The 24,717-nt window shown below is 69.6% G+C and carries 22 protein-coding genes; 2 read left to right on the top strand and 20 right to left on the bottom strand.

Annotation, left to right across the window (positions count from 1 at the left end; translation table 11 throughout):
• Window positions 1–23 precede the first annotated feature (23 nt).
• From ACFVH2_RS24150 to ACFVH2_RS24245, 20 genes are all read right to left on the bottom strand, one after another.
• On the bottom strand, window positions 24–1,133 hold the full coding sequence (locus ACFVH2_RS24150; RefSeq protein ID WP_378421454.1) for an NDMA-dependent alcohol dehydrogenase: 1,110 nt from the start codon (window positions 1,131–1,133) through the stop codon (window positions 24–26).
• Window positions 1,134–1,160: 27 nt separating this feature from the next.
• Window positions 1,161–2,663 carry an aldehyde dehydrogenase family protein gene (locus ACFVH2_RS24155; protein WP_378421456.1) on the bottom strand — a complete coding sequence of 501 codons (1,503 nt, stop codon included), beginning with the start codon at window positions 2,661–2,663 and terminating at the stop codon, window positions 1,161–1,163.
• 152 nt (window positions 2,664–2,815) lie between these two features.
• Window positions 2,816–4,486, bottom strand: coding sequence for a sigma-54-dependent Fis family transcriptional regulator (locus ACFVH2_RS24160; RefSeq protein WP_378421458.1), 1,671 nt, complete (start codon window positions 4,484–4,486; stop codon window positions 2,816–2,818).
• 12 nt (window positions 4,487–4,498) lie between these two features.
• A complete protein-coding gene (locus ACFVH2_RS24165; RefSeq protein ID WP_378421460.1) occupies window positions 4,499–6,136 on the bottom strand; it encodes an AMP-binding protein in 1,638 nt (545 codons plus the stop codon).
• 155 nt (window positions 6,137–6,291) lie between these two features.
• Entirely contained in the window at window positions 6,292–7,617 is a 1,326-nt protein-coding gene (locus ACFVH2_RS24170; protein ID WP_378421462.1) for an MFS transporter, read from the bottom strand.
• A 116-nt stretch (window positions 7,618–7,733) separates the two neighbouring features.
• A complete protein-coding gene (locus ACFVH2_RS24175) occupies window positions 7,734–8,549 on the bottom strand; it encodes a DUF72 domain-containing protein (protein ID WP_378421464.1) in 816 nt (271 codons plus the stop codon).
• Window positions 8,550–8,656: 107 nt separating this feature from the next.
• Window positions 8,657–9,151 (bottom strand): hypothetical protein, encoded by a 495-nt coding sequence (locus ACFVH2_RS24180; protein WP_378421466.1) that lies wholly within the window; start codon window positions 9,149–9,151, stop codon window positions 8,657–8,659.
• Window positions 9,152–9,211: 60 nt separating this feature from the next.
• On the bottom strand, window positions 9,212–10,084 hold the full coding sequence (locus tag ACFVH2_RS24185) for an alpha/beta fold hydrolase (protein ID WP_378421468.1): 873 nt from the start codon (window positions 10,082–10,084) through the stop codon (window positions 9,212–9,214).
• Window positions 10,085–10,117: 33 nt separating this feature from the next.
• On the bottom strand, window positions 10,118–11,416 hold the full coding sequence (locus ACFVH2_RS24190; protein WP_378421470.1) for a haloacid dehalogenase-like hydrolase: 1,299 nt from the start codon (window positions 11,414–11,416) through the stop codon (window positions 10,118–10,120).
• 51 nt (window positions 11,417–11,467) lie between these two features.
• A complete protein-coding gene (gene eutC / locus ACFVH2_RS24195; protein ID WP_378422163.1) occupies window positions 11,468–12,241 on the bottom strand; it encodes an ethanolamine ammonia-lyase subunit EutC in 774 nt (257 codons plus the stop codon).
• A gap of 2 nt (window positions 12,242–12,243) precedes the next feature.
• On the bottom strand, window positions 12,244–13,656 hold the full coding sequence (locus ACFVH2_RS24200; protein WP_378421471.1) for an ethanolamine ammonia-lyase subunit EutB: 1,413 nt from the start codon (window positions 13,654–13,656) through the stop codon (window positions 12,244–12,246).
• Window positions 13,653–15,086, bottom strand: coding sequence for an ethanolamine permease (eat, locus tag ACFVH2_RS24205; RefSeq protein WP_378421473.1), 1,434 nt, complete (start codon window positions 15,084–15,086; stop codon window positions 13,653–13,655). The genes ACFVH2_RS24200 and eat overlap by 4 nt, the downstream gene beginning before the upstream one ends.
• Before the next feature lie 108 nt (window positions 15,087–15,194).
• Window positions 15,195–15,737, bottom strand: coding sequence for a DUF779 domain-containing protein (locus ACFVH2_RS24210; protein WP_378421474.1), 543 nt, complete (start codon window positions 15,735–15,737; stop codon window positions 15,195–15,197).
• A 93-nt stretch (window positions 15,738–15,830) separates the two neighbouring features.
• Window positions 15,831–17,354 (bottom strand): aldehyde dehydrogenase family protein, encoded by a 1,524-nt coding sequence (locus ACFVH2_RS24215; RefSeq protein WP_378421476.1) that lies wholly within the window; start codon window positions 17,352–17,354, stop codon window positions 15,831–15,833.
• Window positions 17,355–17,436: 82 nt separating this feature from the next.
• Entirely contained in the window at window positions 17,437–18,744 is a 1,308-nt protein-coding gene (locus tag ACFVH2_RS24220) for a transcriptional regulator (protein WP_378421478.1), read from the bottom strand.
• 69 nt (window positions 18,745–18,813) lie between these two features.
• Window positions 18,814–20,271 (bottom strand): mycofactocin system GMC family oxidoreductase MftG, encoded by a 1,458-nt coding sequence (gene mftG / locus ACFVH2_RS24225; protein WP_378421479.1) that lies wholly within the window; start codon window positions 20,269–20,271, stop codon window positions 18,814–18,816.
• 5 nt (window positions 20,272–20,276) lie between these two features.
• Entirely contained in the window at window positions 20,277–21,674 is a 1,398-nt protein-coding gene (mftF, locus tag ACFVH2_RS24230; protein ID WP_378421481.1) for a mycofactocin biosynthesis glycosyltransferase MftF, read from the bottom strand.
• Window positions 21,675–21,699: 25 nt separating this feature from the next.
• The gene (gene mftE / locus ACFVH2_RS24235; protein ID WP_378421483.1) at window positions 21,700–22,386 is read right to left on the bottom strand and encodes a mycofactocin biosynthesis peptidyl-dipeptidase MftE; all 687 of its coding nucleotides are present in this window, start codon (window positions 22,384–22,386) and stop codon (window positions 21,700–21,702) included.
• A 10-nt stretch (window positions 22,387–22,396) separates the two neighbouring features.
• Window positions 22,397–22,825 carry an SRPBCC domain-containing protein gene (locus ACFVH2_RS24240; RefSeq protein ID WP_378421485.1) on the bottom strand — a complete coding sequence of 143 codons (429 nt, stop codon included), beginning with the start codon at window positions 22,823–22,825 and terminating at the stop codon, window positions 22,397–22,399.
• Window positions 22,809–23,429, bottom strand: a complete 621-nt coding sequence (locus ACFVH2_RS24245) for a CGNR zinc finger domain-containing protein (protein ID WP_378421487.1) — start codon at window positions 23,427–23,429, stop codon at window positions 22,809–22,811. The genes ACFVH2_RS24240 and ACFVH2_RS24245 overlap by 17 nt, the downstream gene beginning before the upstream one ends.
• Window positions 23,430–23,490: 61 nt before the next feature.
• On the opposite strand from ACFVH2_RS24245, the gene ACFVH2_RS24250 reads away from it, so the two are divergent.
• A complete protein-coding gene (locus ACFVH2_RS24250; RefSeq protein WP_378421489.1) occupies window positions 23,491–24,096 on the top strand; it encodes a hypothetical protein in 606 nt (201 codons plus the stop codon).
• A gap of 51 nt (window positions 24,097–24,147) precedes the next feature.
• Entirely contained in the window at window positions 24,148–24,717 is a 570-nt protein-coding gene (locus ACFVH2_RS24255) for a hypothetical protein (protein ID WP_378421491.1), read from the top strand.

Consider the following 24,717-nt stretch of genomic DNA (forward strand, 5'->3'; position numbering starts at 1 on the left):
CTCGGCACTCAGTCGCCGGACAGTCAGGCGTGAACGATCACGCCGCGAATGTTCTTGCCGTCCCGCAGGTCCTGGTATCCCTGGTTGACGTCCTCGAGTCGGTACTGCGTGGTGACCAGTTCGTCGAGCTTCAGCTGACCCGCATCGTAGAGCCGCAGCAGCTTGACGATGTCGTACTGCGGGTTCATCGAGCCGAAGAGCGAGCCCTTGATGGTCTTCTGGTTGAGCGTCAGGTCGCAGCCCGACACGTGCACGGTGAGCTTCGCCGGATCGGCGAGGCCGGTGATGACGACCGTGCCGCCCTTGCCGATCACCGCGGTGGCGGCGGAGACGACCTCCTCGTCGACGGTGCCGACCAGGATCAGTGCGGCGTCCGCGCCCTGCCCCCAGGTGAGCTCGTTGACCTTCTCCGCGGCGCTCGCCGCATCCGCGAAGGCGTGCGTGGCGCCGAACTTCAGCGCCTGCTCCCGCTTCATCGCGACCGGGTCGACGACGACGACGTACTTGCAGCCCGCGCTGACGGCGCCCTGCACGGCATTGATGCCGAGGCCGCCGACCCCGTAGACGACGGCGGTGTCACCCGCGCGCAGGTTGCCCGCGTTGACCGCGGTTCCCCAACCCGACGGAACCCCGCAGCCGACCAGCACCGCGGTCTCGAGCGGCAGCCAGTCGTCGACCTTGACCACCGAGTGCTGCGAGATCGTCGCGCGCTCGGCGAAGGTGCCGAGCATGCACATCGCACCGAAATCGTTTCCCTTGGAATGGAATCGGAAGGTCCCGTCAGGCATGGAGCCCTCCAGGATGGTGGCTCCCATGTCGCACAGGTTCTGCCGACCGGTCGAGCAGTACCGGCAGGTTCCGCAGTTCGGGATGAAGCTGCACACCACGTGGTCACCGGGCTTGACCTTCGTGACACCCGGGCCGACCTCCTCGATGACCCCGGAGCCCTCGTGCCCGCCGACGATCGGGTAGCGCGGCGGGAGGTCCCCGTCGGTCAGGTGCAGGTCCGAATGGCACAGGCCGGCTGCGGTGTACTTGATCAGCACCTCACCCGGGCCCGGCCCGTCGAGTTCGAGTTCCATGATCTCGAAGGGCTTTCCGGCCTCGAGCAGGACTGCGGCGGTGGTCTTCATGTAATTCTCCTTCTGCGAACGGGCCGGTCAGAGTGCGACGTTGACGGACTTGGTGATGGTGTAGGCGTCGAGGCCGGCCGCACCGAGTTCGCGGCCCCAGCCGGACTGCTTGTAGCCGCCGAACGGCATGGCCGTGTCGAAGCCGTTGTACTGGTTGATCCAGACCGAGCCGGCCTTGAGCCGGCGCGCGGTCCGGTGCGCCTTGGAGACGTCTTTGGTCCAGATGCCGGCGGCGAGGCCGTAGATCGAGTCGTTCGCGGCCGCGGCGACGCCGGATTCGGCGTTGAACGGCATCGCGGCCACGACCGGACCGAAGATCTCCTCGCGCACGATGGAGAACTCCGGTTTGACGTCCACGAACACGGTCGGCTCGACGAAGTACCCGCTTTCGCCCCAGCGCTTGCCTCCGGTCAGTGCCCGCGCACCGTCGGCCAGGCCGGCGGCGAGGTAACCGGTCACCTTGTCGAACTGTTCCTGGGACACCAGCGGGCCGAGCTGGGTCGTCGGGTCGAGACCGGGCCCGATCTTCACCTGGCTCGCCGCATCCGCAACCGCCTGGGTGAAATCGTCGAAGATCGTGTCCTCCACGAACAGTCGGGTGCCGGCGACACAGCACTGACCGTGGTTGAACAGCCATGCATTGAGCGAACCCTCCACCGCGGCATCGAAGTCGGCGTCCGCGAAGACGATGTTCGGGCTCTTGCCGCCGAGTTCGAGCGAGACCTTCTTCAGGTTGCCCTTGGCCGCGTCGACAATCTTCTTGCCGACCTCGGTGGAGCCGGTGAACGCGATCTTGTCGACGTCCTCGTGCGCGGACAGCGCGGCGCCGGCATCACCGAATCCACTGACGATGTTCACGACGCCGGGCGGGAACCCGGCCTCCTGGAAGACCTCCCCGAGCAGCAGCGCCGTGAGCGGGGTCTGCTCGGCGGGCTTGAGGATCACGGTGTTGCCGGCGGCCAGCGCGGGCGCCAGCTTCCATGCGGCCATCAGCAGCGGGAAGTTCCACGGCACGATCAGACCGCAGACGCCGACCGGTTCGCGCAGCGTGTACGCGTGGAACTGGGCACCCGGCGCGAACGGCATCGACACGTTGACGGTGCTGCCCTCGATCTTGGTGGCCCAGCCCGCGTAGTAGCGGAATACGTCTGCGGCCCAGGCCACGTCGACGGCGGAGGCGATGCCGGCGGACTTGCCGTTGTCCAGGGCCTCGAGCTGACCGAACTCCTCGGCGCGCTCCGACAGGATGTCGCCGACCCGCCAGATCAGCCGCTCTCGTTCGTTGGGCTTCATCGACGCCCACGGTCCGTCGTCGAACGCCACCCGAGCCGCGCGCACCGCGCGGTCGACGTCCTCGGCCTGCCCGTGCGCAACCTCGGTGAGCGGATTACCGGTGGCCGGGTCGTAGGTCGGGAAGGTCCGTCCGGAGGCGGCCGCGGTCCACTCGCCTCCGATCAGAAGCTTCTTCGGACCCCCACTGAGAAAGGCCTGAACCCCTGCGGTGAGCGGAAAGTCGGCTATCGCTGTCATCGGAACTCCTTACGAGCTGACGGTGTGATGCACGCCATACTTCGCCCGTTTCGGATCCGCTAACTGTGCAAGGTTCGGACAGTGCCCGAACACCGTGTGACTCAGCATCCGCCGGACCGAACGACGGTTCGCCCGACCCGGTACGACGAGGCTCAGGTGGTGATCTCGAGTGCCCGGATACGGGCGTACAAGGTGCTGCGACTGATCCCGAGCTGCTCCGCGGCATGCACCTTGTTGCCGCCACATTCGGTGAGCGCGTCCACGATCGCCTGCCGTTCGGCGCGCTCCCGTCCGGCGAGTCTGGCGACTCGCCCGGGCGTCCGATACCGGTCGGGCAAGTCCGTCAACGTAATTCGCTTTCCTGCACACGATCGGGCCGCCTGGGTCAGTACCACCCGGAGCTCGGTGAGGTTCCCCGGCCACTGCGCCGCGGTCAGCGCGGTGAGCGCGGTCGCGGTGAGCCTCACCCCTGGCGCGATCTCGTCGAGCAGGGCCCCGGAAATCTCCGGGAACTCGGCACACCGCTGACGCAGCGGCGGCACGACCAGTTGTTCGGGGCACCGTGCAACCAACGCGGCGACGGGAGCGGCCAGGTCCGCCTCCGGCGAGCAGACGAGCACGATCCGGGAGTCGGCGACCGCGATCGCCTCCGACACCAGGGGATGCACGGATTCCGGCAGCAACTGGACGTGGTCGACGACGACGATCTCACCCGATCGCTGCAGACTCCTGGCCAGCTCGTGGGTCCAGGACTCGATGCCCTGCACAGCAATTCGGCTGGCGTCGTGGCGATACACGAACCGGGTCGCCGCGATGTCCTGCACGGCGGTGCTGCGTCCCGACCCGGGTTCACCGTAGACCACCAGGGCGTCGCAAGTATCGCGGAGCCGCTCGAGTTCCGCTCGGACTCGTTCAGCGGCAGGAGGATTCGTACGAGAGCCGCGGCGGCGAATCGGCGCGCCCTGCCGCTGCACCGGCTGCACGAGGAACAGCGTCCCTCCGTCGGTGCCCGCGATCCGATCGGCGCGCACCCGAGCGACTTCACCCGAGGCGAGTTCGAGTTGCACGGTGCGGGACTGGTCGGCCTTCAGGTCAGTCGCGAGTCCGCGCAGCGTCGCGTGGTCGGCCACGTCCAACAGGTCCAGTGCGGCCCTGTTGCTGAGCAGGATGTCCTCCCCGATCGCGGTGACCGCAACCTGCCGCTGGGGTGACACCCGCTGGAACGCGTCGACCAACCGCTGCTCCGAGGCCCTCGCACCCTCGAGCAGTCGCCGTTCGATGTCGGCGGCGGCCCGTTGCAGGAACGGCGCGAACAGCGAGTTCACCTGCGGAGCAATACATGTCATGTCGAGGATCCCCTCGACTCGATGGGTGACAGGGTGAATGATCGGATGCCCGTAGCAGCTCAGATCCTTGAACTGCTCGAGGTAGTGCTCCTCGCCGTTGATCACGATGCCTCGGCGCACCTCGAGCGGAGTCCCGATCGCGTTCGTCCCGGCCCGGTCCTCGCCGAACCGGGATCCGAGCAGCACCCCGAGGCGCTCCATCCGCCGTTCGACGGCACCGGTGTCGAAGACGCGCGCGACGATGCGGCAGTCCGGATCGGCGAGCAGCACGCACAGCTCGGTCCCCGCGATCTGCACACCGACCTCGTCCAGGACCGGTCTGGCGGCCCGCAGCAGTCGGCCGGACAGGTCGAGGTCCGCAGCCGGGGACGCGTCGAAGCCACGACCGGGATCGACACCGCTGAGCAGCGACCGCTTCCACGACATCGCGATCTCGGGGCGGACCGCCGCCCGCCCGTCTGCATCCCCGGTCGTCATCGCGCCTTCCGCCTATGCCCGACCGATCAGCTCGACCGACCTCTCGCGCATCTCGATCTTGCGGATCTTGCCGGTGACGGTCATCGGGAACTCGTCGACGACGTGGACGTATCGGGGGATCTTGTAGTGGGCGAGTTTCCCGGTGCAGAACGCGCGCACCGCTTCCGCGTCGAGGTCGACTGCGCCCTCACGCATCCGGATCCACACCATCAGTTCCTCGCCGTACTTGTCATCGGGGACACCGATCACCTGCGCGTCGAGGATGTCGGGGTGGGTGTAGAGGAACTCCTCGATCTCCCGGGGGTAGACGTTCTCCCCACCCCGGATCACCATGTCCTTGATCCGGCCGGTGATCGCGACATAGCCGTCTTCGTCCATCACCCCGATGTCTCCGGTGTGCATCCACCGCGCGGCGTCGATCGCCTCGGCAGTCTTGCCGGGATCGTTCCAGTACCCGAGCATCACCGAGTAGCCGCGCGTGCACAGCTCGCCGGATTGCCCGCGCGGCACGGTCAGTCCTGTCGCGGGGTCGACGATCTTGACCTCGAGGTGCGGTCCGACCCGCCCGACGGTGGAGACCCGCTGGTCGATGGTGTCGCCGGAGCGGGTCTGCAGCGACACCGGGGAGGTCTCGGTCATGCCGTAGCAGATCGACACCTCCGTCATCCCCATCCGCTCGATCACCTGCTTCATCACCTCGACCGGGCACGGCGAGCCGGCCATGATCCCGGTCCGCAGGCTGGACAGGTCGTAGCTGTCGAACTCCGGGTCCGCCAGCTCGGCGATGAACATCGTCGGCACCCCGTACAGGGACGTACACCGCTCCGCCTGCACCGCCTCGAGCGTGGCCGTCGGATCGAAGGCGGGCCCGGGGATCACCATGGTGGCGCCGTGGCTGGTGCACGCGAGGTTGCCCATCACCATGCCGAAGCAGTGATAGAACGGCACCGGGATGCACACCCGGTCCGCCTCGGTGTAGTGGCAGAGTTCGCCCACGAAGTACCCGTTGTTGAGGATGTTGTGGTGACTCAGGGTGGCACCCTTCGGAAATCCCGTTGTGCCCGATGTGTACTGGATGTTGATCGGCTCGTCCGCGGACAATCCCGCCTGCGCGGCGACGAGCGCGGCAGGATCGGCCGTCCGGGCGGCGACACCGTCGGCGGCCAGGGCCCGCCAGTCGTCGCTGCCGAGCAGGATGACCGATTCGAGGTCGGGGCACTGCGGCCGCACCGTCTCGATCATCGCCGCGTAGTCGGAGGTCTTGAAGCTCGCCGCGGAGACCAGCATCCGGATCCCGGCCTGCTCGAGCACGTACTGCAGCTCGTGCGAGCGATAGGCCGGGTTGATGTTGACCAGGATCGCGCCGATCTTGGCGGTGGCGTACTGGATCATCGTCCATTCCGGGCAGTTCGGCGCCCAGATACCCACCCGGTCCCCCTTGACCAGCCCCCTCGCCAGCAGCCCGGCGGCGAGCGCGTCGATCTCGGCCCGCAGCTCGGCGTAGGTCCATCGGCGACCGGACGCGTGGTCGACGAGCGCCTCTCGGTCGGCGTGCGCGGCCGCGGTCCGGTCGAAGTTGTCACCGATGGTGTCGCCCAACATCGGGGCATCCCAGACGCCGGAGGTGTAACTCGGCAGCGGCGTGGTCATAGCGCAATTCCTCTCCCGCGCCGGGTGCGGCGCCTGGCCCACGGGCGGGGCCCTGTGTGATTCGAACCTACCGAATGGCTGTGATGTACGACATAGTCCGCGGTGCGGGGCGTCCGTAACTGTGCAATGTCCGGACAGCCCCGCCCCGCGGCGCCTCAGAGCGCGTGATCCTTGGTCTCGACCAGCGCCTTCGTGCAGAAGAAGCTCAGCACGGCGAGCCCCGCGAGCATGAACCCGATGGCGATACTGCCGAACGAGGCCGCGAGCGGCGCGGCGATCAACGGCGGGACCGCCCCACCGAGCACGCCTGCCAGGTTGTAGCCCAGTCCGGCACCGGTGTAGCGGTACCTGGTCGCGAACATCTCGGGCAGCAACGCGCCGCACGGTCCGTACGCCACACCGAAGATGGCCAGGGTGCCGAACATGCCCAGCGCGAACGCCACCGGCGAGCCGGTGTCCAGGATCGGGAACAGCGCCAGCGCCCAGACCAGGGCCGCCACGCAGGACGCCATGATCACCTTGCGGCGGCCGATCCGGTCGGAGTACAGCGCGGAGGCGATGATCGCGATGCCGAAGACCACCGCCGACGCGATGCCGATCGCGAGCACGAACGGGCGGCTGAAGCCGAGTGTCTTGGTCCCGTAGCTGGTGAGGAACGCGGTGCCGAGGTAGAAGAAGGCGAACAGGGTGGCCAGCGCGCCGGCCGAGAGCAGGATCTCCTTGCTCTGGTACCGCCAGGCGTCGAGGAACGGCAGTCCCCGCGAGGTCTCGCCCGCCTGCTTCGCTTGGTTGGCGCGGAACACCGGTGTCTCCTCGATTGCGAGGCGCATGTACAGACCGATGCCCACCAGCACGGCGGAGAACAGGAACGGCACTCGCCAGCCCCAGTCGAGGAAGGTCTCGTTCGAGTCGCCGAGCACGGCACCGGTCACGAGGAAGGTGCCGCTGGAGAGGATGAATGCGATGGCGGGGCCGAGCTGCGGGAACATGGCATACAGGCCGCGCTTGCCCGGCGGCGCGTACTCGGCGGTCAACAGTGTCGCGCCCGCCCACTCGCCGCCGACCGCGAAGCCCTGCCCGAATCGCAGCAGTACCAGGATGATCGGGGCCGCGACGCCGATCGCGGTCGCGCTCGGCAGCAGTCCGATGAGCATGGTGGAGATGCCCATCAGCAGCAGCGTGGAGATCAGGGTCTTCTTGCGTCCGATCCGGTCGCCGTAGTGCCCGAAGAGCATCGCGCCGACCGGGCGCGCGATGAAGGCGACCGCGAAGGTCGCGAACGAAGCCACCGTGCCGGCGGTGGATCCGAGTGCCGGAAAGAACACCTTGGGAAAGACCAGCGCCGCGGCCGTCCCGTAGATGAAGAAGTCGTAGAACTCGATGGTGGTGCCGATACAACTCGCCACAGCCACTCGGCGAACGCTTGTCCGTGTCTGCGGAGTAGCGATCGCCGCGGCCTCGGCTGGCGACACTGTCGTCATCTGTCCCTCTCCTCGCGCCATGTGCGACGCCCGGACGGGCATCACCGACTACGAGGGAAGGTAGTGATGTGGCTCACTCCGCAACCACCCCCGAAAGGGGGGAGGAGTGACCCGGATCACCCAAACCTGTGCAGCAGGGCCATCGCGTCGAACGGGGCGTACCCCTTCACGTCGTTGTCGAAGTACACGAACACGTCCAGCCCCCTCGCGGTCCAGCCGCGGATCTTCGTGGCCCAGTTGTCCAGTGCCGCATCGGTGTAACCGCTCGCGTACAACTCGCGGTCACCGTGCAACCGGACGTAGACGAAGTCGGCAGTGGGGGTCTCGATCCGGGGGTATCTGCCGGCGGTGTCCGCCACGACGAGGGCGATGCCGTGCTCGCGGGCGAGCGCGGTCACCTCCGGCACGGCGAAGCTGGGGTGCCGGACCTCGATGGCGTGGCGCAGCGGCCGCTCGACATCGGTGGTGGTGAGAACCCGGTCGTCGGCAAGCTTGTCGTCGCGCCGCTGCGCGAGCAGGCCCGCCTCCGTCGTCGTCCTCGGCAACAGTGCGACGAAGGCGGCCAGGCGTTCCGCGTCGAACTGCAGGTTCGGCGGGAGCTGCCACAGGATCGGCCCGAGCTTCTCGCCCAACGCGAGCACGCCCGAGGCGAAGAAGTTCGCGAGCGCGGTGTCGACGTCGACCAGCCGCCTGACATGGGTGATGTAGCGACCGCCCTTGACCGCGAACAGGAAGCCGTCCGGTGTCTCGTCCCGCCACTTCGCGAAGCTGGACGGTCGTTGCAGTGCGTAGAACGACCCATTGATCTCGATCGACGTCAGATGGTCGGCGGCGTACGCCAATTCCTTCCGGTGCACCAGTCCCTCGGGGTAGAAGCCGCCGCGCCACGCCGGGTACACCCACCCGGAGATGCCCACGCGGACGTCCGCCATGTGCCGAAGTGTAGGTGGCCGCCGCCGCGGAGAGGCCCCGCACCTTGAACTCCAAGGGAGCCGGACCGACGATCACCCGTGACGGTCGGTCCGGCGTCGCGGCAGACCTAGCGGCCCGCGGCGCTGAGGATCTCCGTGCGCAGCTCCGACCACACCACCGCGTAGGCGTCGGCGTCCTCGACCGAGCCGGCGAGCAGTTCCTGGTAGCGCGCCAGGCGCGGCACGTAGGCGGAGACGTCGTCGAAGACGTCCGCCGCACGACGATCCAGCTCGGCGAGCTTGCCCGCATCGCCCGCCGCCTCGGCGAACTCGACGTCGAGGGGCTCGAACCGCTCGACCACCTCGGCGAAGAGGCCCTCGTCGATGGACACCCGCTCGGCGTCGAGCTGGTCCTCCAGCTCCTTCAGGCCCGGCTCGGTCAGCGCCACCGCGCCGTCGGCGCCTGCCTCGGCCCGGCCCGCCGCGATCAGGGCGTCGAGCGCGGCCTGCGCGGAGGCCTCCGCGACCCCGAGCTGCGCGGCCAGCACTGCCGCCGTCACGGCGCCCTTCAATCGCACCGTCTGCAGCAGGGCGAGCTCGTCGACGTTGCCGGCGAATGCCATGGGAGATCTCCTCGAAGAGTCGGATGCCGCCGGCCGGTCGCCGGGACGAGCTCAATCCAACTACACGAGCGTGTCCAGGAAGCCGCCGACCTCCGCCACGAACACCGCGTTGTCGTCGCCGGCCACCATGTGCCCGGCCGCCGAGACGTTGACCGCAGCGGCGTGCGGGATCAGGCCCAGCAGCTCGTCGACACCGTCCGTGCTCACGATGTCCGACCGCCCGCCGTGCACCAGCAGGGTGGGCACGGTGATGGCCCGGGCCGCGTCCACCATCCGGCCGTGTGAGGCGGTCGGGCTGTCCGCGAGGCTGCCGGGCCGGGTGAACGCCGGATCCCAGTGCCAGTACAACCGGCCGTTCGCGCGCTCGCGGACATTGCGGCGCAGCCCCTCGATGTTCGCCGGCCGCTCCCGGTGCGGCTGATACGCGGCCACCGCGTCCGCAACCTCCTCGAGGCTGGCGAACCCGTCGGGGTTGCCGCGCATGAACTCCGCGATCCGCGCGACCCCCTCCGGCTCCACCTTCGGGGTGATGTCGACGAGCACCAGGCCGCGGGTCAGCCCGGGCCCCTCCCCCTCGCCGATCAGTCCGGTCATCCCGCCGAGCGAGGCCCCGAACACCACCGGTTGGACACCGATCTGCTCGATCACCCCGCGCAGGTCACCGACCAGCGCGTCGATCCGGTAGTCGCCGTCGGGCGCCCAGTCGCTGTCGCCGTGACCGCGGGCGTCGAGCGTGTAGACGGTCCAGCCGGACCGCGCCAGATTCGACGCGGCCCGGGACCAGGAGTGCCTGGTCTGCCCGCCGCCGTGCAGCATCAGCACGGTGCCGCGCGCCTCCACGTCCGCGGCGCCGCGCCAGCGGTCTGCGGCGATCGTCCCGATGCCGCCGCGGAATTCGATGCTCTGCCGGTTCTGCGTCACGGATGACAACATAGGAAACCCGCTCCGCCCGCCGGCCGGGCACCCTCAGAAGACCGCGTCGACCTGGTCGGCGATCACCGTGCCGTCCGCGCGGTGGACCGGCGCCTTCGCCCCGTCCGCTGCGGTGAACGCGGTCGCCGAACATGGGTACGGCGCGTCGGCCCGGCCCTTCGGATCGAGGAACATCGGGTTCACCAACCACCGGCCGTCCGCGTTGTCGTAGGCGTTGCACATCAGCTCGGCGTTGTTGCGGTTGATCACCAACCGCCCGCCGGTGGCGTCGGACAGGAAGGTGACATCGGTGACGGAGTCGCCGGCCGCGAACACCTGCCGGCGCTCGGTGGGCAGCGGGTCGAACGCGGCGGGACCGCGCACCCCGAACACCACCTCGTTGACCTGACACCGCTTGCCGTCGATGTAGGGGATCACCGAGTCCTCGCCGTCCGGTACACCGCCGCACCCGACCAGGTGGCCGCTGAGCACGCCGTCCGCGACCACCGGCCGCACCCCCATCACCCGGTCGGGGGCGAGGCCGAGCTCGCGGGCCCACACCCGGACCACCGGCTCCGCGGAAGCCGAGATGATCCGAACGTCGAAACCGTTGGCGCGCAACGTCTTCACGAGGTCCGCGATCTGCGGATAGTAGCGCACATAGCCGTCCACCCGGGTGCTTCCGACGGTCTGTTCGGCCCCCTCGGGCGCGGCCAGGTTCTCCGCCCGAGCCGCCTCCGCGAAGGCAGCCACCTCCTGCTCGGAGTGCCCGGCCATCAGTTGCACTGCCCAGGCGTAGGCCGCCTTGGTCCGGCGGTGGTCGTAGCCCTGGAACGCCGGCCGGCCGGTGCGGGTCCGCTCGTCGAGCACCGCGACAATCTCGTCGGCGCAGCCCGTGTCGGTGCTCGTGGGCAGCGCCCGGCCCGGCGCGGTCTCGGTCCCGCAGGCGGCCGACAGGGCATCCGCTGCGGCCGGGGTCAGGAACCGGCTGGTGCTCGACCAGTTCGCGCCCGCCGGCTGGAGGATCTTGTCGTTCTTGATCATCCAGTAGGCGGTCGCGCTGCCGATGTCGTTCTTGACGACGGTGTTGTCCCAGTCGAACAGGGCGAGCGGGGCACCGGCAGCGACATCGCCGCCGCCCGAGCAGTCGCCCCGCTCCGCGATCAGCCGGTCGAGGGCTGCGCGATTGTCGCCGTACCACTGCAGCGCGGGATCCAGGCCGCCGCACTCACTCGCGGCCGCGGTGGGCGCGGCATCGTCGGTGGGGGTGTTCGCACCGCACCCGGTGACCAGCACGAGAGCGGCCGCGGCGGTACCGGCCCACATCGTGGCGCGGGCATGCGTCATCACCATGAATCACTCCTTGTTTCGCAGATGTGAGGCGCGCCCGGAGGCGCGGGCAACTCACTCGATGGTCAGGACCTCGCCCGAGGCCAGTGCGTCCGAACGCGAGGTGTCCTTCAGGTCCACCCCGGAGCGCCCCAGCCTGCGGGCCCCCGCGAGCAGCCCCGACACCACGTGCGCGGCCTGCTGGTACCCGAGCCCCTCGGGCGGGTGGATGTTGGAGATGCAGTTTCGGTCGGCGTCGGTACGGCCCGGCCTCGGCAGGTGGGTGAGGTAGATGCCGAGACTGTCGGCCACCGACAGTCCGGGACGCTCACCGATCAGGACGACGACCGTCGCGACTCCCAGCGCTTCTGCGATGTGGTCGCCGAGCGCCACCCTGGCCTCGGTCGCGATCACCGGCGGCGCCAGTGAGTACCGGTCCGCGAGCTCGCTCGTCAGCGCCGACAGCAGTGCGGCACCGTGGTCCGCCAGTGCCCGGGGCGAAAGGCCGTCCGCTAGGACGAATCCCACCTCGGCCCCGCTGTGGGGCACACCGGAGAGGTCGGCGGGCAGGCGCCCGAGATCGGGCCGGCGAAGGTACTCGGCACGGCTGGTGGCCCGGCTCGCCACCCGCGCGGCGACACCCAACCCGACCGCCTCGACCTGCCCGGCGAGCAGGTCGACGTCCAGCGGCTGGTGCACCGCATCGCGGGCCGCGGCATGCGCGGACCGGAACTCGAGGATCTGCTCGGTCGGCAGGGCGTCACCGGCCCGGCCGAGACCGATCCGAGACTGGGTGCTTCTCCTCAGCTCCGCCCAGAAGTCCTGCGGCGTCTCGTGATTCGGCTCGATGCTCACAGCGCCCCCGTCAGTGCACGCAGCGGCGAGGCCGCCGCATCCAGCGGCAGCACCCGGCCCCTCCCGTCGACCATGCCCAGTTTCTGCAGCCAGGCCTCGAACTCCGGAGCGGGCCGCAGCCCCAGCACCTGCCGCACGTACAGCGCGTCGTGGAAGCTCAGGCTCTGGTAGCCGAGCATCACGTCGTCGGCGCCGGGCACCGCGATCACGAACGCTGCCCCGGCCACCCCGAGGAGGGTCAGCAGGGTGTCCATGTCGTCCTGGTCCGCCTCGGCGTGGTTCGTGTAGCAGACGTCGACGCCCATCGGCAGGCCGAGCAGTTTGCCGCAGAAGTGGTCCTCGAGCCCGGCCCGGAGGATCTGCTTGCCGTCGTAGAGGTACTCGGGCCCGATGAAGCCGACCACCGTGTTCACCAGCAGCGGCTCGAGATCCCGCGCGACCGCGTACGCCCGCGTCTCGAGGGTCTGCTGGTCGACGGGTCTGCCGCCGGTCCCCAGGTGCGCGCCCGCGCTGAGCGCCGAACCCTGCCCGGTCTCGAGGTACATCACGTTGTCGCCGACGGTGCCGCGGCCCAGCGATCGTCCCGCGGCGTTGCCCTCGCGCAGCAGCGAGATGTCGACGCCGAAGCCGGCATTCGCGCCCTCGGTCCCCGCAACGGACTGGAACACCAGGTCCACCGGCGCGCCGGCGCCGATCAGGTCGATCGTGGTGGTCACGTGCGAGAGCACACAGGACTGGGTGGGGATCTCGAAGCGCTGCCGGATCTCGTCGAGCAAGTGCAGCAGGTCCGAGGTGGCGTGCGGCGAGTCGGTCGCCGGGTTGATCCCGATCACCGCGTCCCCGCATCCGAGCAGCAGGCCGTCCAGGGTCGCGGCGGCGATCCCCCGAGGGTCGTCGGTGGGGTGGTTCGGCTGCAGTCGGGTGCTGAGTCTGCCCGGCACCCCGACGGTGGTCCGGAATCCCGCGGTGACGACGGCCGCGCGGGCCACCGCGATCAGGTCCTGGTTGCGCATGATCTTGCTGACCGCGGCGACCATCTCCGGAGTGAGGCCCGGCGCGACCGCCCGCAACGCCTGCGCGGCGCCCTCACCGGCCGCCGTCGCCAGCAGCCAGTCCCGCAGGCCGCCGACGGTGAGATGCGAGATCTGTCGATAGGCCACGCGATCGTGCGAGTCGATGATCAGCCGGGTGACCTCGTCGTCCTCGTACGGCACCAGCAAGTCCTGGAGGAACACGTCGAGTGGGATGTCGGCCAGAACCCACTGCGCCGCGGCCCGCTCCGCATCCGAGCCGGCCGCGCAACCGGCCAGTTCGTCTCCGCTGCGGAGCGGGGTGGCCTTCGCCATCACGTCGACGAGTCCGTCGAATGTGTAGCTGCGTCCGCCGATGGTCTTCGTGTACAAGGTCATTCGAGCTCTTCCTCCGCCTTGGCAAGGACGGCGAACTCCTCGTCCGGCGAGTTCGCGACCAGGTGGTGCCTGCTGTAGAAGGTGAAGTAGGCCATGAAGACCGCGAACGCACCGACCGTCCACATCGCCGCGGTGGGGTCGACCAGGAAGGTGGCGATCACCGCGGCGCACGCGACCACCAACGCGAAGGACGTCGTCACGACGCCGCCCGGGGTGCGGTACGGCCTCGGCATGTCCGGCTCGCGGCGTCGCAGCACGATGTGGCTGATCATCATCAGCACGTAGCTCACCGCCGCGCCGAGCACCGCCATGTTGAGCAGCATCGCACCCTCGCCGGTCAGCGACAGCACGAACCCGACGATGCCCGGCACGATCAGGGCGAGCATCGGCGCCTTGCGGGAGTTGGTCACCGAAAGGCTGGTGGGCAGGTAGCCGGCCCGCGAGAGGGCGAAGGTCTGCCGGGAGTAGGCGTACATGATCGAGAAGAAGCTGGCGACCAGGCCGGCGAGTCCGATGTAGTTGACGACCTTCGCGGCGCTGCCGTCACCGAGCGCCTGCACCAGCGGGTTCCCCGACGTGGACAGCGCGTTCGCGCCGAGCGCACCGGTGGCAAGGAACAGCACGGTCGCCCCGGTGAAGATCAGCAACAGCATGCTGATGATGATGCCCTTGGGCACGTTCTTCTCCGGCTCGCGCGCCTCCTCGGCGGCCAGCGGAACTCCCTCGACCGCAAGGAAGAACCAGATGGCGAACGGAATCGCGGCCCAGATGCCGAACGCTCCGAACGGCAGGAACGACGAGCTGCCCAAGGCTCCGGCATCCACCGGGATGTCGGTGAGATTGCTCGGTTCGAACAGCCCCCACGCCGACACCGCGAACACGACCAGTCCGACCAGCGCGATCGCGGTGATCACGAACATCGCTTTCAGCGCCTCACCGGCACCGGTGAGGTGGATGCCGATGAAGATTGCGTACACGGCCAGGTACACCCACCAGCCGTCGGTGATCCCGAACAGGTTCAGCGACTCCACGTAGCCGCCGATGAACGTGGCAATGGCCGCCGGTGCGATCGAGTACTCGATGAGAATCGCTGTGCCGGTGGCGAATCCGCCGAACGGACCGAGTGCGCGCCGGGCGAAGGTGTACCCACCTCCCGCCGCGGGCAGCGCCGAGGACATCTCCGCCATGCCGAGCACCATGGCCAGGTACATGCCGGCGATGATGACGGCGGCGATCAACAGACCACCGAATCCACCCTGGGCCAGACCGTTGTTCCAGCCCGCGTAGTCCCCCGAGATCACGTAGCTGACGCCGAGTCCCGCGAGCAGCAGCCAGCCCGCCGAACCCGATTTCAGGGTTCGTTTCGCGAGGTACTCACTGTCCTCGTTGTGGAACTCTTCGTGCTGGGACTTGTTGACGGTGATCGCCATGGCGACCTCCTTCTCCTGAAATGATCACACGACGGCACGCGACCACACCAGGGCGCGGCGCCGAGAGTCAGTTTGGAATGTTCACGTCATGGACCGATGTCGGTCGCGTTACGACCGGCCACCGGTTGTCGGTACCGGGCAGGCGTCCGCGGCCTCGGCGACGACCTGAGGTTCGACGGGCGGGGCGGGGCGGCGCCCCGACTCCCACTGCTCGCCGGTGACGGGGTCGTCCGCGGCGAGGCCACGGACCTCGTCGGCGGTGAAGGCCCTCGCCCGGCTGAGGAAGCGCATGCCCTCCGGCGCCTCGAGGCTGAACCCCGAGCCACGGCCGGGGACGACGTCGAGCACCAGCTGGGTGTGCTTCCACACCTCGAACTGCGGGCCCGAGATCCACACGGGCACGGCATCGTCGCCGTGCGGCAGTTCTGCGGGCAGCTGCCCGACCGCCAGCCGCAGGTCGAGCACTCCCACCAGGACGTCGCGGTCACCGACGATGAATTCACCTGCGGGATAACACATCGGGGCCGAGCCGTCGCAGCAGCCACCGGACTGGTGCATCATCAGCGGGCCGTGCACGTCGCGAAGGCGGCGAAGCAGATCGACCGCTCCGACGGTGGCGACGATGCGGCCGGGCGCCATCGTGTCGGTCATCTGGTCCTCCTGCGCCGCTGATGGGAAACCGGGGCGTCCGCCGAGGGGCGGAGGGTGCGACGGACGCCCCGGCCGTTCACGTTGCCGTGTGACTCAGAAGAAGCCCTGAGCCTTCGACGCATAGCTGACCAGGAGGTTCTTGGTCTGCTGGTAGTGGTCGAGCATCATGTGGTGGTTCTCGCGCCCGATGCCGGACTGCTTGTAGCCGCCGAACGCCGCGTGCGCCGGGTACTGGTGGTACGTGTTGGTCCACACCCGGCCTGCCTGGATGTCGCGGCCGGCCCGGTAGGCGACGCCGCCGTCGCGCGACCACACGCCCGCACCGAGGCCGTACAGGGTGTCGTTGGCGATCTCGATGGCCTCGTCGTAGTCCTTGAAGGAGGTCACCGACACCACCGGACCGAAGATCTCCTCCTGGAAGATCCGCATCTTGTTGTGGCCGGTGAAGACCGTCGGCTGAATGTAGAAGCCGCCGGACAGGTCGCCACCGAGATCGGCCCGCTCGCCGCCGGTGATCAGCTGCGCGCCCTCGGCCTTGCCGATCTCGATGTACGACAGGATCTTCTCGAACTGGTCGTTGCTGGCCTGCGCACCGATCATCGTGTCGGTGTCGAGCGGATCACCCTGCCGGACGGCCTTGGTGCGGATCGCGGCCATCGCCAGGAACTCGTCGAAGATGTCGGCCTGGATCAGCGAACGCGACGGACAGGTGCAGACCTCGCCCTGGTTGAGGGCGAACATCGTGAAGCCCTCGAGCGCCTTGTCCTGGTAGTCGTCGTTGGCGGCGAGCACGTCGGAGAAGAAGATGTTCGGGCTCTTGCCGCCTAGCTCGAGGGTGACCGGGATCAGGTTCTGCGAGGCGTACTGCATGATCAGCCGGCCGGTCGTGGTCTCACCGGTGAACGCGATCTTCTTGATACGGGGGCTCGACGCGAGCGGCTTGCCCGCCTCGGTGCCGAAGCCGTTGACGATGTTCACGACACCGGGCGGCAGCAGATCGCCGATGATGCCGAACAGGTACAGGATCGACGCCGGGGTCTGCTCGGCCGGCTTGAGGACCACCGCATTGCCCGCCGCCAGCGCGGGCGCGAGCTTCCACACCGCCATGAGAATGGGGAAGTTCCACGGAATGATCTGACCGACCACGCCGAGCGGCTCGTGGAAGTGGTAGGCGACGGTCTCGGAGTTGATCTCCGACAGCGAACCCTCCTGCGCACGAATGGCTCCCGCGAAGTAGCGGAAGTGGTCCACGGCGAGGGGGATGTCCGCGTTGAGCGTCTCGCGGATCGGCTTGCCGTTGTCCCAGGACTCGGCGAGCGCGATCGACTCGAGGTTCTCCTCGATCCGGTCGGCGATCTTGTTGAGGATCACCGCGCGTTCGGCGACGGACGTCTTGCCCCAGCTCGGCGCGGCGGCATGCGCGGCGTCGAGGGCCAGGTCGATGTCCTCCGCGGTGCTGCGCGGGATCTCGCAGAAGACCTGGCCGGTGACCGGGGTCGCGTTCTCGAAGTACTGCCCCTTGATCGGCGCGATCCACTCGCCGCCGATGTAGTTGCCGTAACGCGGCTGGAAGGACATGAGTGCCTCGGGTGTACCCGGGCGGGCGTAGACGGTCATCGGGACTCCTTACCGTGTAGTCGCTGGTGTGATCCGGAACACTACGAGCCCGACGGTTGCAACTACGTTGCGTGCGCCGAACTCATCGGCTCAGCTGTCCGTCGAGCAGGGCAATCCGCGCCCCGACCTGGGCATACATCGGGGAATCGGGGTCGAGCGAGGAGAGGTACGCGGCCCAGGCCGACGCATCCTCACGGCCCTCCACGGTGGACGTCCACCGCGCGAGCAGGGTCCGGTCGCCCGCGCGCAGCAGGGCCGCCTGCATCCGGCCACGCAGCTGAGCCCGGATGTCTTCGATGCCGGGCGCCACCGATCCCGGCAGCACCGGACCCCGATAGACGGTGAGCGCTCCGGCGGCATCCCCCTGTTCGAGCGAGCGGCGGACCTCGTCGACGTCGGAACTCAGTTCGGTGAGCAGTCGGTACGGCCGGGACCCCAAACCCTCCGCACCGAAAACCTTACGCAAACGGGACATTTCGACACGGATCGTGACCGCGTCGAGCTCGGACTCGTCGAGCAGGATTGCGAGCTGGTCCGAGCTCAGACCCTCGGGGTGGTCGGCGAGCAGCAGCAGGATCTCCGCGTGCCGCCGCGACAGTGGTATCCGATCGCCGTCCCGGATCAGGGTGGGTCGCTCCGAGCCGAGCACCGCCAGCCGAGGCGGGGCCGAGCCCAACAGCCTGGGCGAATTGAGCAGGTGCAACCGCAACTCGGACTCCGCGGCCGCGACCGTGGCACGCACCAGCGCGAGCACCTCCGGCACCGCGACCCGGGGACCGCCGGTGATGTCGATGGCGCCGAGGATCTGCCCGCTCATCGGGTCGTGCACAGGCGCCGCCGAACAACTCCAGTCGTGCACGTTGCGACTGAAGTGCTCGGCCCCGAAGATCTGCACGCAGTGATCGACGGCGAGCGCGGTGCCGGGTGCGTTGGTACCGACGCGCTCCTCGCTCCAGTCCGCGCCCTCGACGAAGTTCATCGCGAGCGCGCGATCCTTCGCCGTGGAGTCGCCCTCCACCCACAACAGCCGGCCCGCGGCATCGCTGATCGCCACGAGCAGCCCGGTGTCCGCGGCATCCTCGACCAGGAGCTTGCGCACCACCGGCCGGATCAGCGCCATCGGATGCGAGTCGCGGTACTCGTCGAGTTCCCGGGCGCCCATGTCGCCCGACTCGTCGATACCGTCGGGATCGATGCCGCGGCTGCGACTGCGCAGCCAGGAGTCGAACACCACCGGTCGCACCGGGGACGCGCCCGGCCGCTCGACGACGGACGACCGCCCGCTGTCGACGAACGAGCGGTGCGCGGTCGACACCGTGCGGGCGAGGACAGCGATGTCCTCATCTGGTCGGACGGCCACCCACGGGTTGCCGTTCGGAGTTGTGGTCAATCGATTCCCTCCGTGACGTCCCCCCTACTGTAACGCCGGTCACAGCCCGGCTGGGCGCAGGTCTGCTGGTCAGGCGTCCAGGAAGGCCGCCACCCGCTCGGCGATCATCACCGCGGTGGCGTGCGGGCCGCGCGAGGTCAGAACGGGCATCACGGAGGTGTCCGCCACCGACAACCCGTCGACACCGATCACCCGGCAGCGGTCGTCGACCACCGCGTCCGCGTCGTCGACGGCGCCCATCCGGCAGCTGCCGGACAGGTGCATCGAGGTCCCCAGGTTCTCGAACATCCCGTCCGCGGTCGTGCTCGCCGGGAGCGGGTCGGCGAGTCCCGCGTACCCCGGCGAGGCCAGCAACTCCCGCGCGAGCTCGAGCCCGGATCGCATGGCCGCACGGTCCTTCGCCGACCGCAGGTAGTGGTATCGCACGAGCGGCGGATCGGCCGGGTCGGCGGACCGCAGCACCACCTCGCCGCGACTGTCCGGTGCGGTCAACGCCACCCCGATCCGCGCGACCGGATCGTCCACACCGGCGATGATGTCACCGAAAGGTGCCGTGTACGGACGCAATTCGATTCCGTCGGCCTCGAGCACGACCTCGAGGATCGCCCGGCCGGACTCGTGCCGCGACGGTCGCACGCGCCGGTACCCGAGAGCGACCTCCGGATGATCCTCGAATCCCTGCCCGACGCCGCGCCGATCCACGACCACCGGCAGACCGAGACGCGAAAGCTCCTGCACCGGACCAATTCCCGAGTGCATGAGCAGGTGCGGCGTACCCACCGCCCCCGCGCACAGCACCACCGTGCGGGCGCGCAGGACCCTGGAGCGCGCGCCGGATCCGACCTCCACCCCGACCGCCCGGCCCCCCTCGACCACCACTCGCCGGGCCACCTCGCCGGTGCGCACCCGCAGGTTCGGGCGGCCGGTTGCGGCGCCGAGATACGCCGCGGCGGTGCTCACCCGGGCACCGGACGAGGCATTGAGCGGCACCGGTCCGGCCCCCACTGCGTGCGGCTCGTTGAGGTCGGCGCGGTAGCCGAAGCCCGTCGCCGTGGCAGCGTCGAGGAAGGCCGCGCTGATGGGGTGCAGCGCCGCGCGTGCGGTCCTGGTGATCGGCATCGGTCCGCTGTCGCCGTGCCATCGCCGGTCGCCGAACGGGTCCGTCTCGAGCTTGCGGAAGTAGGGCAGCACCTCGGCGTACGACCAGTTCGCCGGCCAGGACTCGAAATCCGCGGCGGTACCCCGCACGAAGTAGCCACCGTTGACGGCGCCGGACCCGCCCAGGGTCCGGCCACGCGCGATGGTGACTCCCCGGCCCGGTTGCAGTTCGCCGGGATAGCGCCAGACCAACCGACTGCCGGGGCCCACCGGGAGGGTCCCGATCGGCCCGGACCGCGCCCCGTCCGGGCCTGCTTCCACGAGAACGACTGTGCGGTCGGGATCCTCGCTCAGCCGCGCCGCGACCACGCACCCTCCGGAACCGCCGCCGACCACGACCACGTCGGCCACCGGTTCCGAAGCCGGCACGACCGTCAGCCGTTCAGGCGCGGGGTCAGCGCCGCGGCGCTGCGTTCGCCGACCGCGCCCCGCCACAGTCCGGCGCCGTAGGCGAGGTCGTCGAGTCGTTTGAACACCACGTGCCGGACCGGTCCGAGCCCGCCGGGCTCGCGGTGCGTCCACCAGTCGGCCGCACCCTCGGCGACCGCCACCGCGATCACCGCGCGGCGCACTCTCGGGGAGAGCACAGCCGCGACCACGGTGACCGGCCAGTAGTGTCTGCACATCGCGGACGCGAGTTGCCAGGCCCCGCCGGCAAGCCCCTGGACCGCCAGCACGACCGCGATGCGGGTCGGTTTGTCCAGTTCCCCGAACGTGCGGCGCAGCCGGATCACGGTGACCACCTGCGTACCGATCGCCGCCAGCAGCCCGATCCGCGTGCAGGTCGCCGCGAGCAGCCACGCCACCAGGGTCCAGGCGGACATCGCGACCGGCGGCACCTGACCCTCGTGCCGGGCGGCGAGCGGGGCGGCACCGGTGCCGTAGAACATCTTGCGACCGAACCAGGTGCGGAACGAGACCCGATGGTCGTGGGCGACATGGGCGATCGGCTCGTACCGGAGCCGCCAGCCCGCGGCGTGCAGACGCCAGCACAGGTCGACGTCCTCGGCCACGTGCATGGCATCGTCGAAGCCGCCGCACTCCTCGAGCGCGCGCCGCCGCACCAGCATCGCCGCGCTGGGCACGTACGACACCGCACTGCCGGCGCGCACCGGACCTTCCTTGCGACCGAGGTCCAGCGAGGATCGCGCGTGCTCGTACCGGGCGATCGCCCCGCCCTCGGGTGTGAGCGCGATGATGCGTGGTGCAACCATGGCAACGGCGGGATCACTGAAGTGACCGAGCATGGATTCGAGCCAGCCGACCCGGGGCACCACGTCCGAGTCCAGAAACGCCACGAATTCTGTTGTTGCGGAGGAAAGTCCGGTGTTCCGAGCCGCCGCGGGACCCTGCGAGGCATCGTGCCGGAGCACCCGTACGCTGCCGCGACCGTCGTCGACCGGCGGCGGGGTGACGGGGTGATCCGACCCGTCGTCCACCACGATGACCGACAGTCCGCGCAGCGCGGGCAGCAGACGGTTCAGGCCCGCGGTGTTGTTCCGGACGGGGATGACGACGGTGACGTCCTGGCTCGGCGGCGAGCTCATCGGCCGCGGGTTCGCCACCCCGGAGTCGAGCAGGTGGCGCGCGACGGCGGCGGACTGCGGGTCCACCACCTTCAGGTAGCCGTCACCGATCATCGCGGCGGCGGTCGGCGCGAGCTTGAGCATTCGGGTCGGCGATCCGCCGATGAGCACGCGCCCGTCGGAAAAGGTGCGCACCTTCGGGTCGATTCTCACCCCGAACCCGTCGGGCAGTCGAGCTTGGCGCATCAGGTGATCGTATTCGGATCTGCTCTCACCGCAACATGCCACGATCGTCCGGTTGCCACCGCGCGAGGGCAGCCGCACCTCGCGCCACCATCTGCTCGAACATGCGTGCGCCCGCGTTCGCGTCCGCTGCCGTCGGGTCGCCGAGCACCCCGTTGTCGCTGACCGCCCCGACGCCGCCGCGGCGCATCGCGGGCATGATCTCGCCTATCGGCCGCAGGTCCCCCGGTTCGGCCAAGTCAAGACGCACCACCTCCGGTGAAATATGCAGCAGTAGAGACGTTTCCGTATGACCGGCATGGGCGTCCGCCCCGGGAACCGCGCACGGCAGCCAGGCCACGTCCCGACCCTCGTACCGCAACAGCGCGACCGCCGCGGCGAGTGCCGGGGCGTTGCCGCCGTGTCCGTTCACCAGCAACACGCGCGGGGACCAGCGACACGCCGACCGCCCGTACTCGACGACGACCGACTGGAGCACCGCACTGCCGATCGACACGGTTCCCGCGAATCCCTCGTGTTCCCCGCTGGCCCCGTAGGCGATGGCCGGCGCCAGGGTCAGTCCGGGCAGCGCGGCGGCAACGGCGACGGCGATCCGGGTGTCGGTGTCGAGCGGCAGGTGGGGACCGTGCTGTTCGAGCGAACCCACCGGGACCGCGAGGGCCGGGACCGCCTCGGCGATCTCGGGCGACGTGGCGACGGCGAGGGGCTCGGGCATGTCCGAAATGCTATGCCTCCTGGTCGCGCGACTGCGCCAGCGCCGCCTCGAGCCCTGCCATCACGCACTGCCAGTACGTGCGCTGCGACGCACGCTCGGCGGCACTGCTCAGGCGCTCCTGATGGAACCGAACCGTCGTCCCCGTCGCCGCCGACCGCACCGTCACCTGGACGGTGCTGTCGTGAGTCCAGGACGGCGGGCGCCAGGTGAGCCGGATCCGGTCGTGGTCTCGGCGGCTGCGCAGTTCGCCGCGGGTGCCGTCGTCCGCGGTCCACGACCCGCCCGGCCGGTCCGGCAGCCGCGCGCCCTCCCCCAGCCAGGCGGCGGGATTTCCGGCGACCGTCCGCCAGACCTCCTCGAGCTGGTACGGCAACGTCTTCGACACGCCGATCTCCCAGCCCACGTCCTTGCTCAGGCCCACCTCACGCACTCCGGTCATCGCGCGTCTCCATCCGTCGTCTCGTTCGTGCCTTGTCCCGGTTTCCGCAGCGCGCCATGGCGCACCAACGCCTGGTACCCGGCCGCGACGTGTCGACGAACGGCAGCGGGCAGTCGGGCGCGGCGCAGCGTCGGACACGCGCGCGCAGCGGCCCACCCGCCAGCGCGATGGCGTCCCTGGCCAAGGTGGAGAGGAGCTGGGACGCCGCGATCGGCGTCGCGACGGTGAGCCCGCCGTCGCCGAGCCGGGGCGCGAGGTCGGGCCGGCTCGCGTACGCGTTCAGAGCCGTGACGTCGGTGCGGTCGACGGGCGCGCCGTCGGCAAGCCTGTTGATGCTGCGCCACAACACTTCCCGCAACTCGATCGCGGCCTCGAGATCCGCATCCGTGACCACCATCTCGGACAGCGGGACAGCGTCGCGCACGAGCCGCGATGCGACGGCCCACGCTGCCAGGTCTTCGGGGCGATGCAGGGACTCCCACCGGGCGCGGTCGCCGAGGCCACCGGTGTAGACGAAGTCGATGCAGGCCGCACCGGTGACCACCGAGAACTCGACGCCCTCGCGTGACCTCAGGGGTACCGCCCAGGTCGACCCACTCTCCATGTCACCACTTTAACCGGTTACCCGGCCTGTTGTTACCCTTCCGTCGAACCGAGGAGGTCCGATGACCCTCGACCGAATGCCGCTCACGGGGTTTGGCGTCGTCAACTTCGAGCTGATGCTGCTGCGGCGGATGAACGACTACCAGCCCGCCCTCGTCACGGCCGCGATGAAGACCCTCGGCAAGAGCGGGACCGACCTTCGCGCGGCGCATGCCCAGTGGCAGCGCGGTCTGCGCGGGCACTTTCCCGGTGGGGCCACCCGGTACCGCCTCGCGCTGGGGTCGCCCGCGGTCGTGACCACTCGCAGGGTGCCGCTCGTCGGCGAGCTGACCGTCGAGGCCTGGCCGATGCCGTTGTGGCCCGGCCTGCAGTTCCAGGTCACTTCGGGCCCCGGTGGCGCCGTGGTCGACGAGCGGCTCGCCCGGATCGCCGGCTCCCCTGCGCCGGCGATCGCCACACCGGAGGATCTGCGGCCGTGGATCGTCACCGTCGACGACCTCGAAATCGCCTGCGCACCAGTCCGCTATCGCGCGGCCGCGGGCCCCGTCGCGAGCCACGTCACGGCCGAGTTCGCGGCGCTGGACGGCACGGCGTGCCGGGCGCAGTTCTCCTGGGGACTCCTGCAGACCGCCCTCCCCACGAGCGACGGGAACCATCATGCGGCCTGACCGACGGCTGGTTCCCATCACCCCGGGGTGAGATCGGCGAGAATGGCCGGCATGGCCGGGGACCTGGACTCGCACGCGTCGACGATCATGCTCATCCGGCACGCCGAACGACCCGACGGCGACCACCCTCCGTTCGGCGTGGACGAGGCGGGTGCCCGCTGCGACGAATCGCTCACGCCCACCGGCTGGCAGCGGGCCCACGCCCTGGTCGGCCTGTTCGCACCGGGCGCCGCCGGTTCTGCCTCCGGACTGGCGCGGCCGGTCGCGTTGTTCGCATCGACCCCGAGGAAGAAGAACGGCAGCAGGCGGCCGGTGCAAACGGTGATCCCGCTCGCCGCTGCGCTCGGCGTCACCGTGGACACCGGCTTCGGCAGGTCCGACATCAAGGCACTCGCCAAGACCCTGGTGCGCACGCCCGGCCCGGTGCTGGTTTCCTGGCAACGCGAGTACCTGCCCGAGATCGTCGCTGCCATCGGCAGCGTGGACACCGACGTCCCCGGCCCGTGGCCGGAGGATCGCTACGACGTGGTGTGGGTGCTGACCCGAACCGGCTCGAAGAGATGGACGTTGCGCCAGGCACCGCAGAACCTGCTGCCGGGCGACCTCCCGACCGGCATCTGA

The sequence above is a fragment of the Rhodococcus sp. NPDC127527 genome (assembly GCF_042672245.1).
Lineage (GTDB): Bacteria > Actinomycetota > Actinomycetes > Mycobacteriales > Mycobacteriaceae > Rhodococcus_G.

Excerpts from the sequence above, each read along its gene's own strand:
- ACFVH2_RS24175 (WP_378421464.1), bottom strand. The coding sequence starts at position 8,549 with ATGGCGGACGTCCGCGTGGGCATCTCCGGGTGGGTGTACCCGGCGTGG.
- ACFVH2_RS24200 (WP_378421471.1), bottom strand. The coding sequence starts at position 13,656 with ATGACCTTGTACACGAAGACCATCGGCGGACGCAGCTACACATTCGAC.
- ACFVH2_RS24240 (WP_378421485.1), bottom strand. The coding sequence starts at position 22,825 with ATGACCGGAGTGCGTGAGGTGGGCCTGAGCAAGGACGTGGGCTGGGAG.
- ACFVH2_RS24180 (WP_378421466.1), bottom strand. The coding sequence starts at position 9,151 with ATGGCATTCGCCGGCAACGTCGACGAGCTCGCCCTGCTGCAGACGGTG.
- mftF (WP_378421481.1), bottom strand. The coding sequence starts at position 21,674 with ATGCGCCAAGCTCGACTGCCCGACGGGTTCGGGGTGAGAATCGACCCG.
- ACFVH2_RS24190 (WP_378421470.1), bottom strand. The coding sequence starts at position 11,416 with ATGGTGATGACGCATGCCCGCGCCACGATGTGGGCCGGTACCGCCGCG.
- ACFVH2_RS24250 (WP_378421489.1), top strand. The coding sequence starts at position 23,491 with ATGACCCTCGACCGAATGCCGCTCACGGGGTTTGGCGTCGTCAACTTC.
- ACFVH2_RS24210 (WP_378421474.1), bottom strand. The coding sequence starts at position 15,737 with ATGACCGACACGATGGCGCCCGGCCGCATCGTCGCCACCGTCGGAGCG.
- ACFVH2_RS24155 (WP_378421456.1), bottom strand. The coding sequence starts at position 2,663 with ATGACAGCGATAGCCGACTTTCCGCTCACCGCAGGGGTTCAGGCCTTT.
- mftE (WP_378421483.1), bottom strand. The coding sequence starts at position 22,386 with ATGCCCGAGCCCCTCGCCGTCGCCACGTCGCCCGAGATCGCCGAGGCG.
- ACFVH2_RS24165 (WP_378421460.1), bottom strand. The coding sequence starts at position 6,136 with ATGACCACGCCGCTGCCGAGTTACACCTCCGGCGTCTGGGATGCCCCG.
- eat (WP_378421473.1), bottom strand. The coding sequence starts at position 15,086 with ATGGCGATCACCGTCAACAAGTCCCAGCACGAAGAGTTCCACAACGAG.
- ACFVH2_RS24245 (WP_378421487.1), bottom strand. The coding sequence starts at position 23,429 with ATGGAGAGTGGGTCGACCTGGGCGGTACCCCTGAGGTCACGCGAGGGC.
- ACFVH2_RS24170 (WP_378421462.1), bottom strand. The coding sequence starts at position 7,617 with ATGACGACAGTGTCGCCAGCCGAGGCCGCGGCGATCGCTACTCCGCAG.
- ACFVH2_RS24160 (WP_378421458.1), bottom strand. The coding sequence starts at position 4,486 with ATGACGACCGGGGATGCAGACGGGCGGGCGGCGGTCCGCCCCGAGATC.
- ACFVH2_RS24255 (WP_378421491.1), top strand. The coding sequence starts at position 24,148 with ATGGCCGGGGACCTGGACTCGCACGCGTCGACGATCATGCTCATCCGG.
- ACFVH2_RS24185 (WP_378421468.1), bottom strand. The coding sequence starts at position 10,084 with ATGTTGTCATCCGTGACGCAGAACCGGCAGAGCATCGAATTCCGCGGC.
- ACFVH2_RS24150 (WP_378421454.1), bottom strand. The coding sequence starts at position 1,133 with ATGAAGACCACCGCCGCAGTCCTGCTCGAGGCCGGAAAGCCCTTCGAG.
- ACFVH2_RS24215 (WP_378421476.1), bottom strand. The coding sequence starts at position 17,354 with ATGACCGTCTACGCCCGCCCGGGTACACCCGAGGCACTCATGTCCTTC.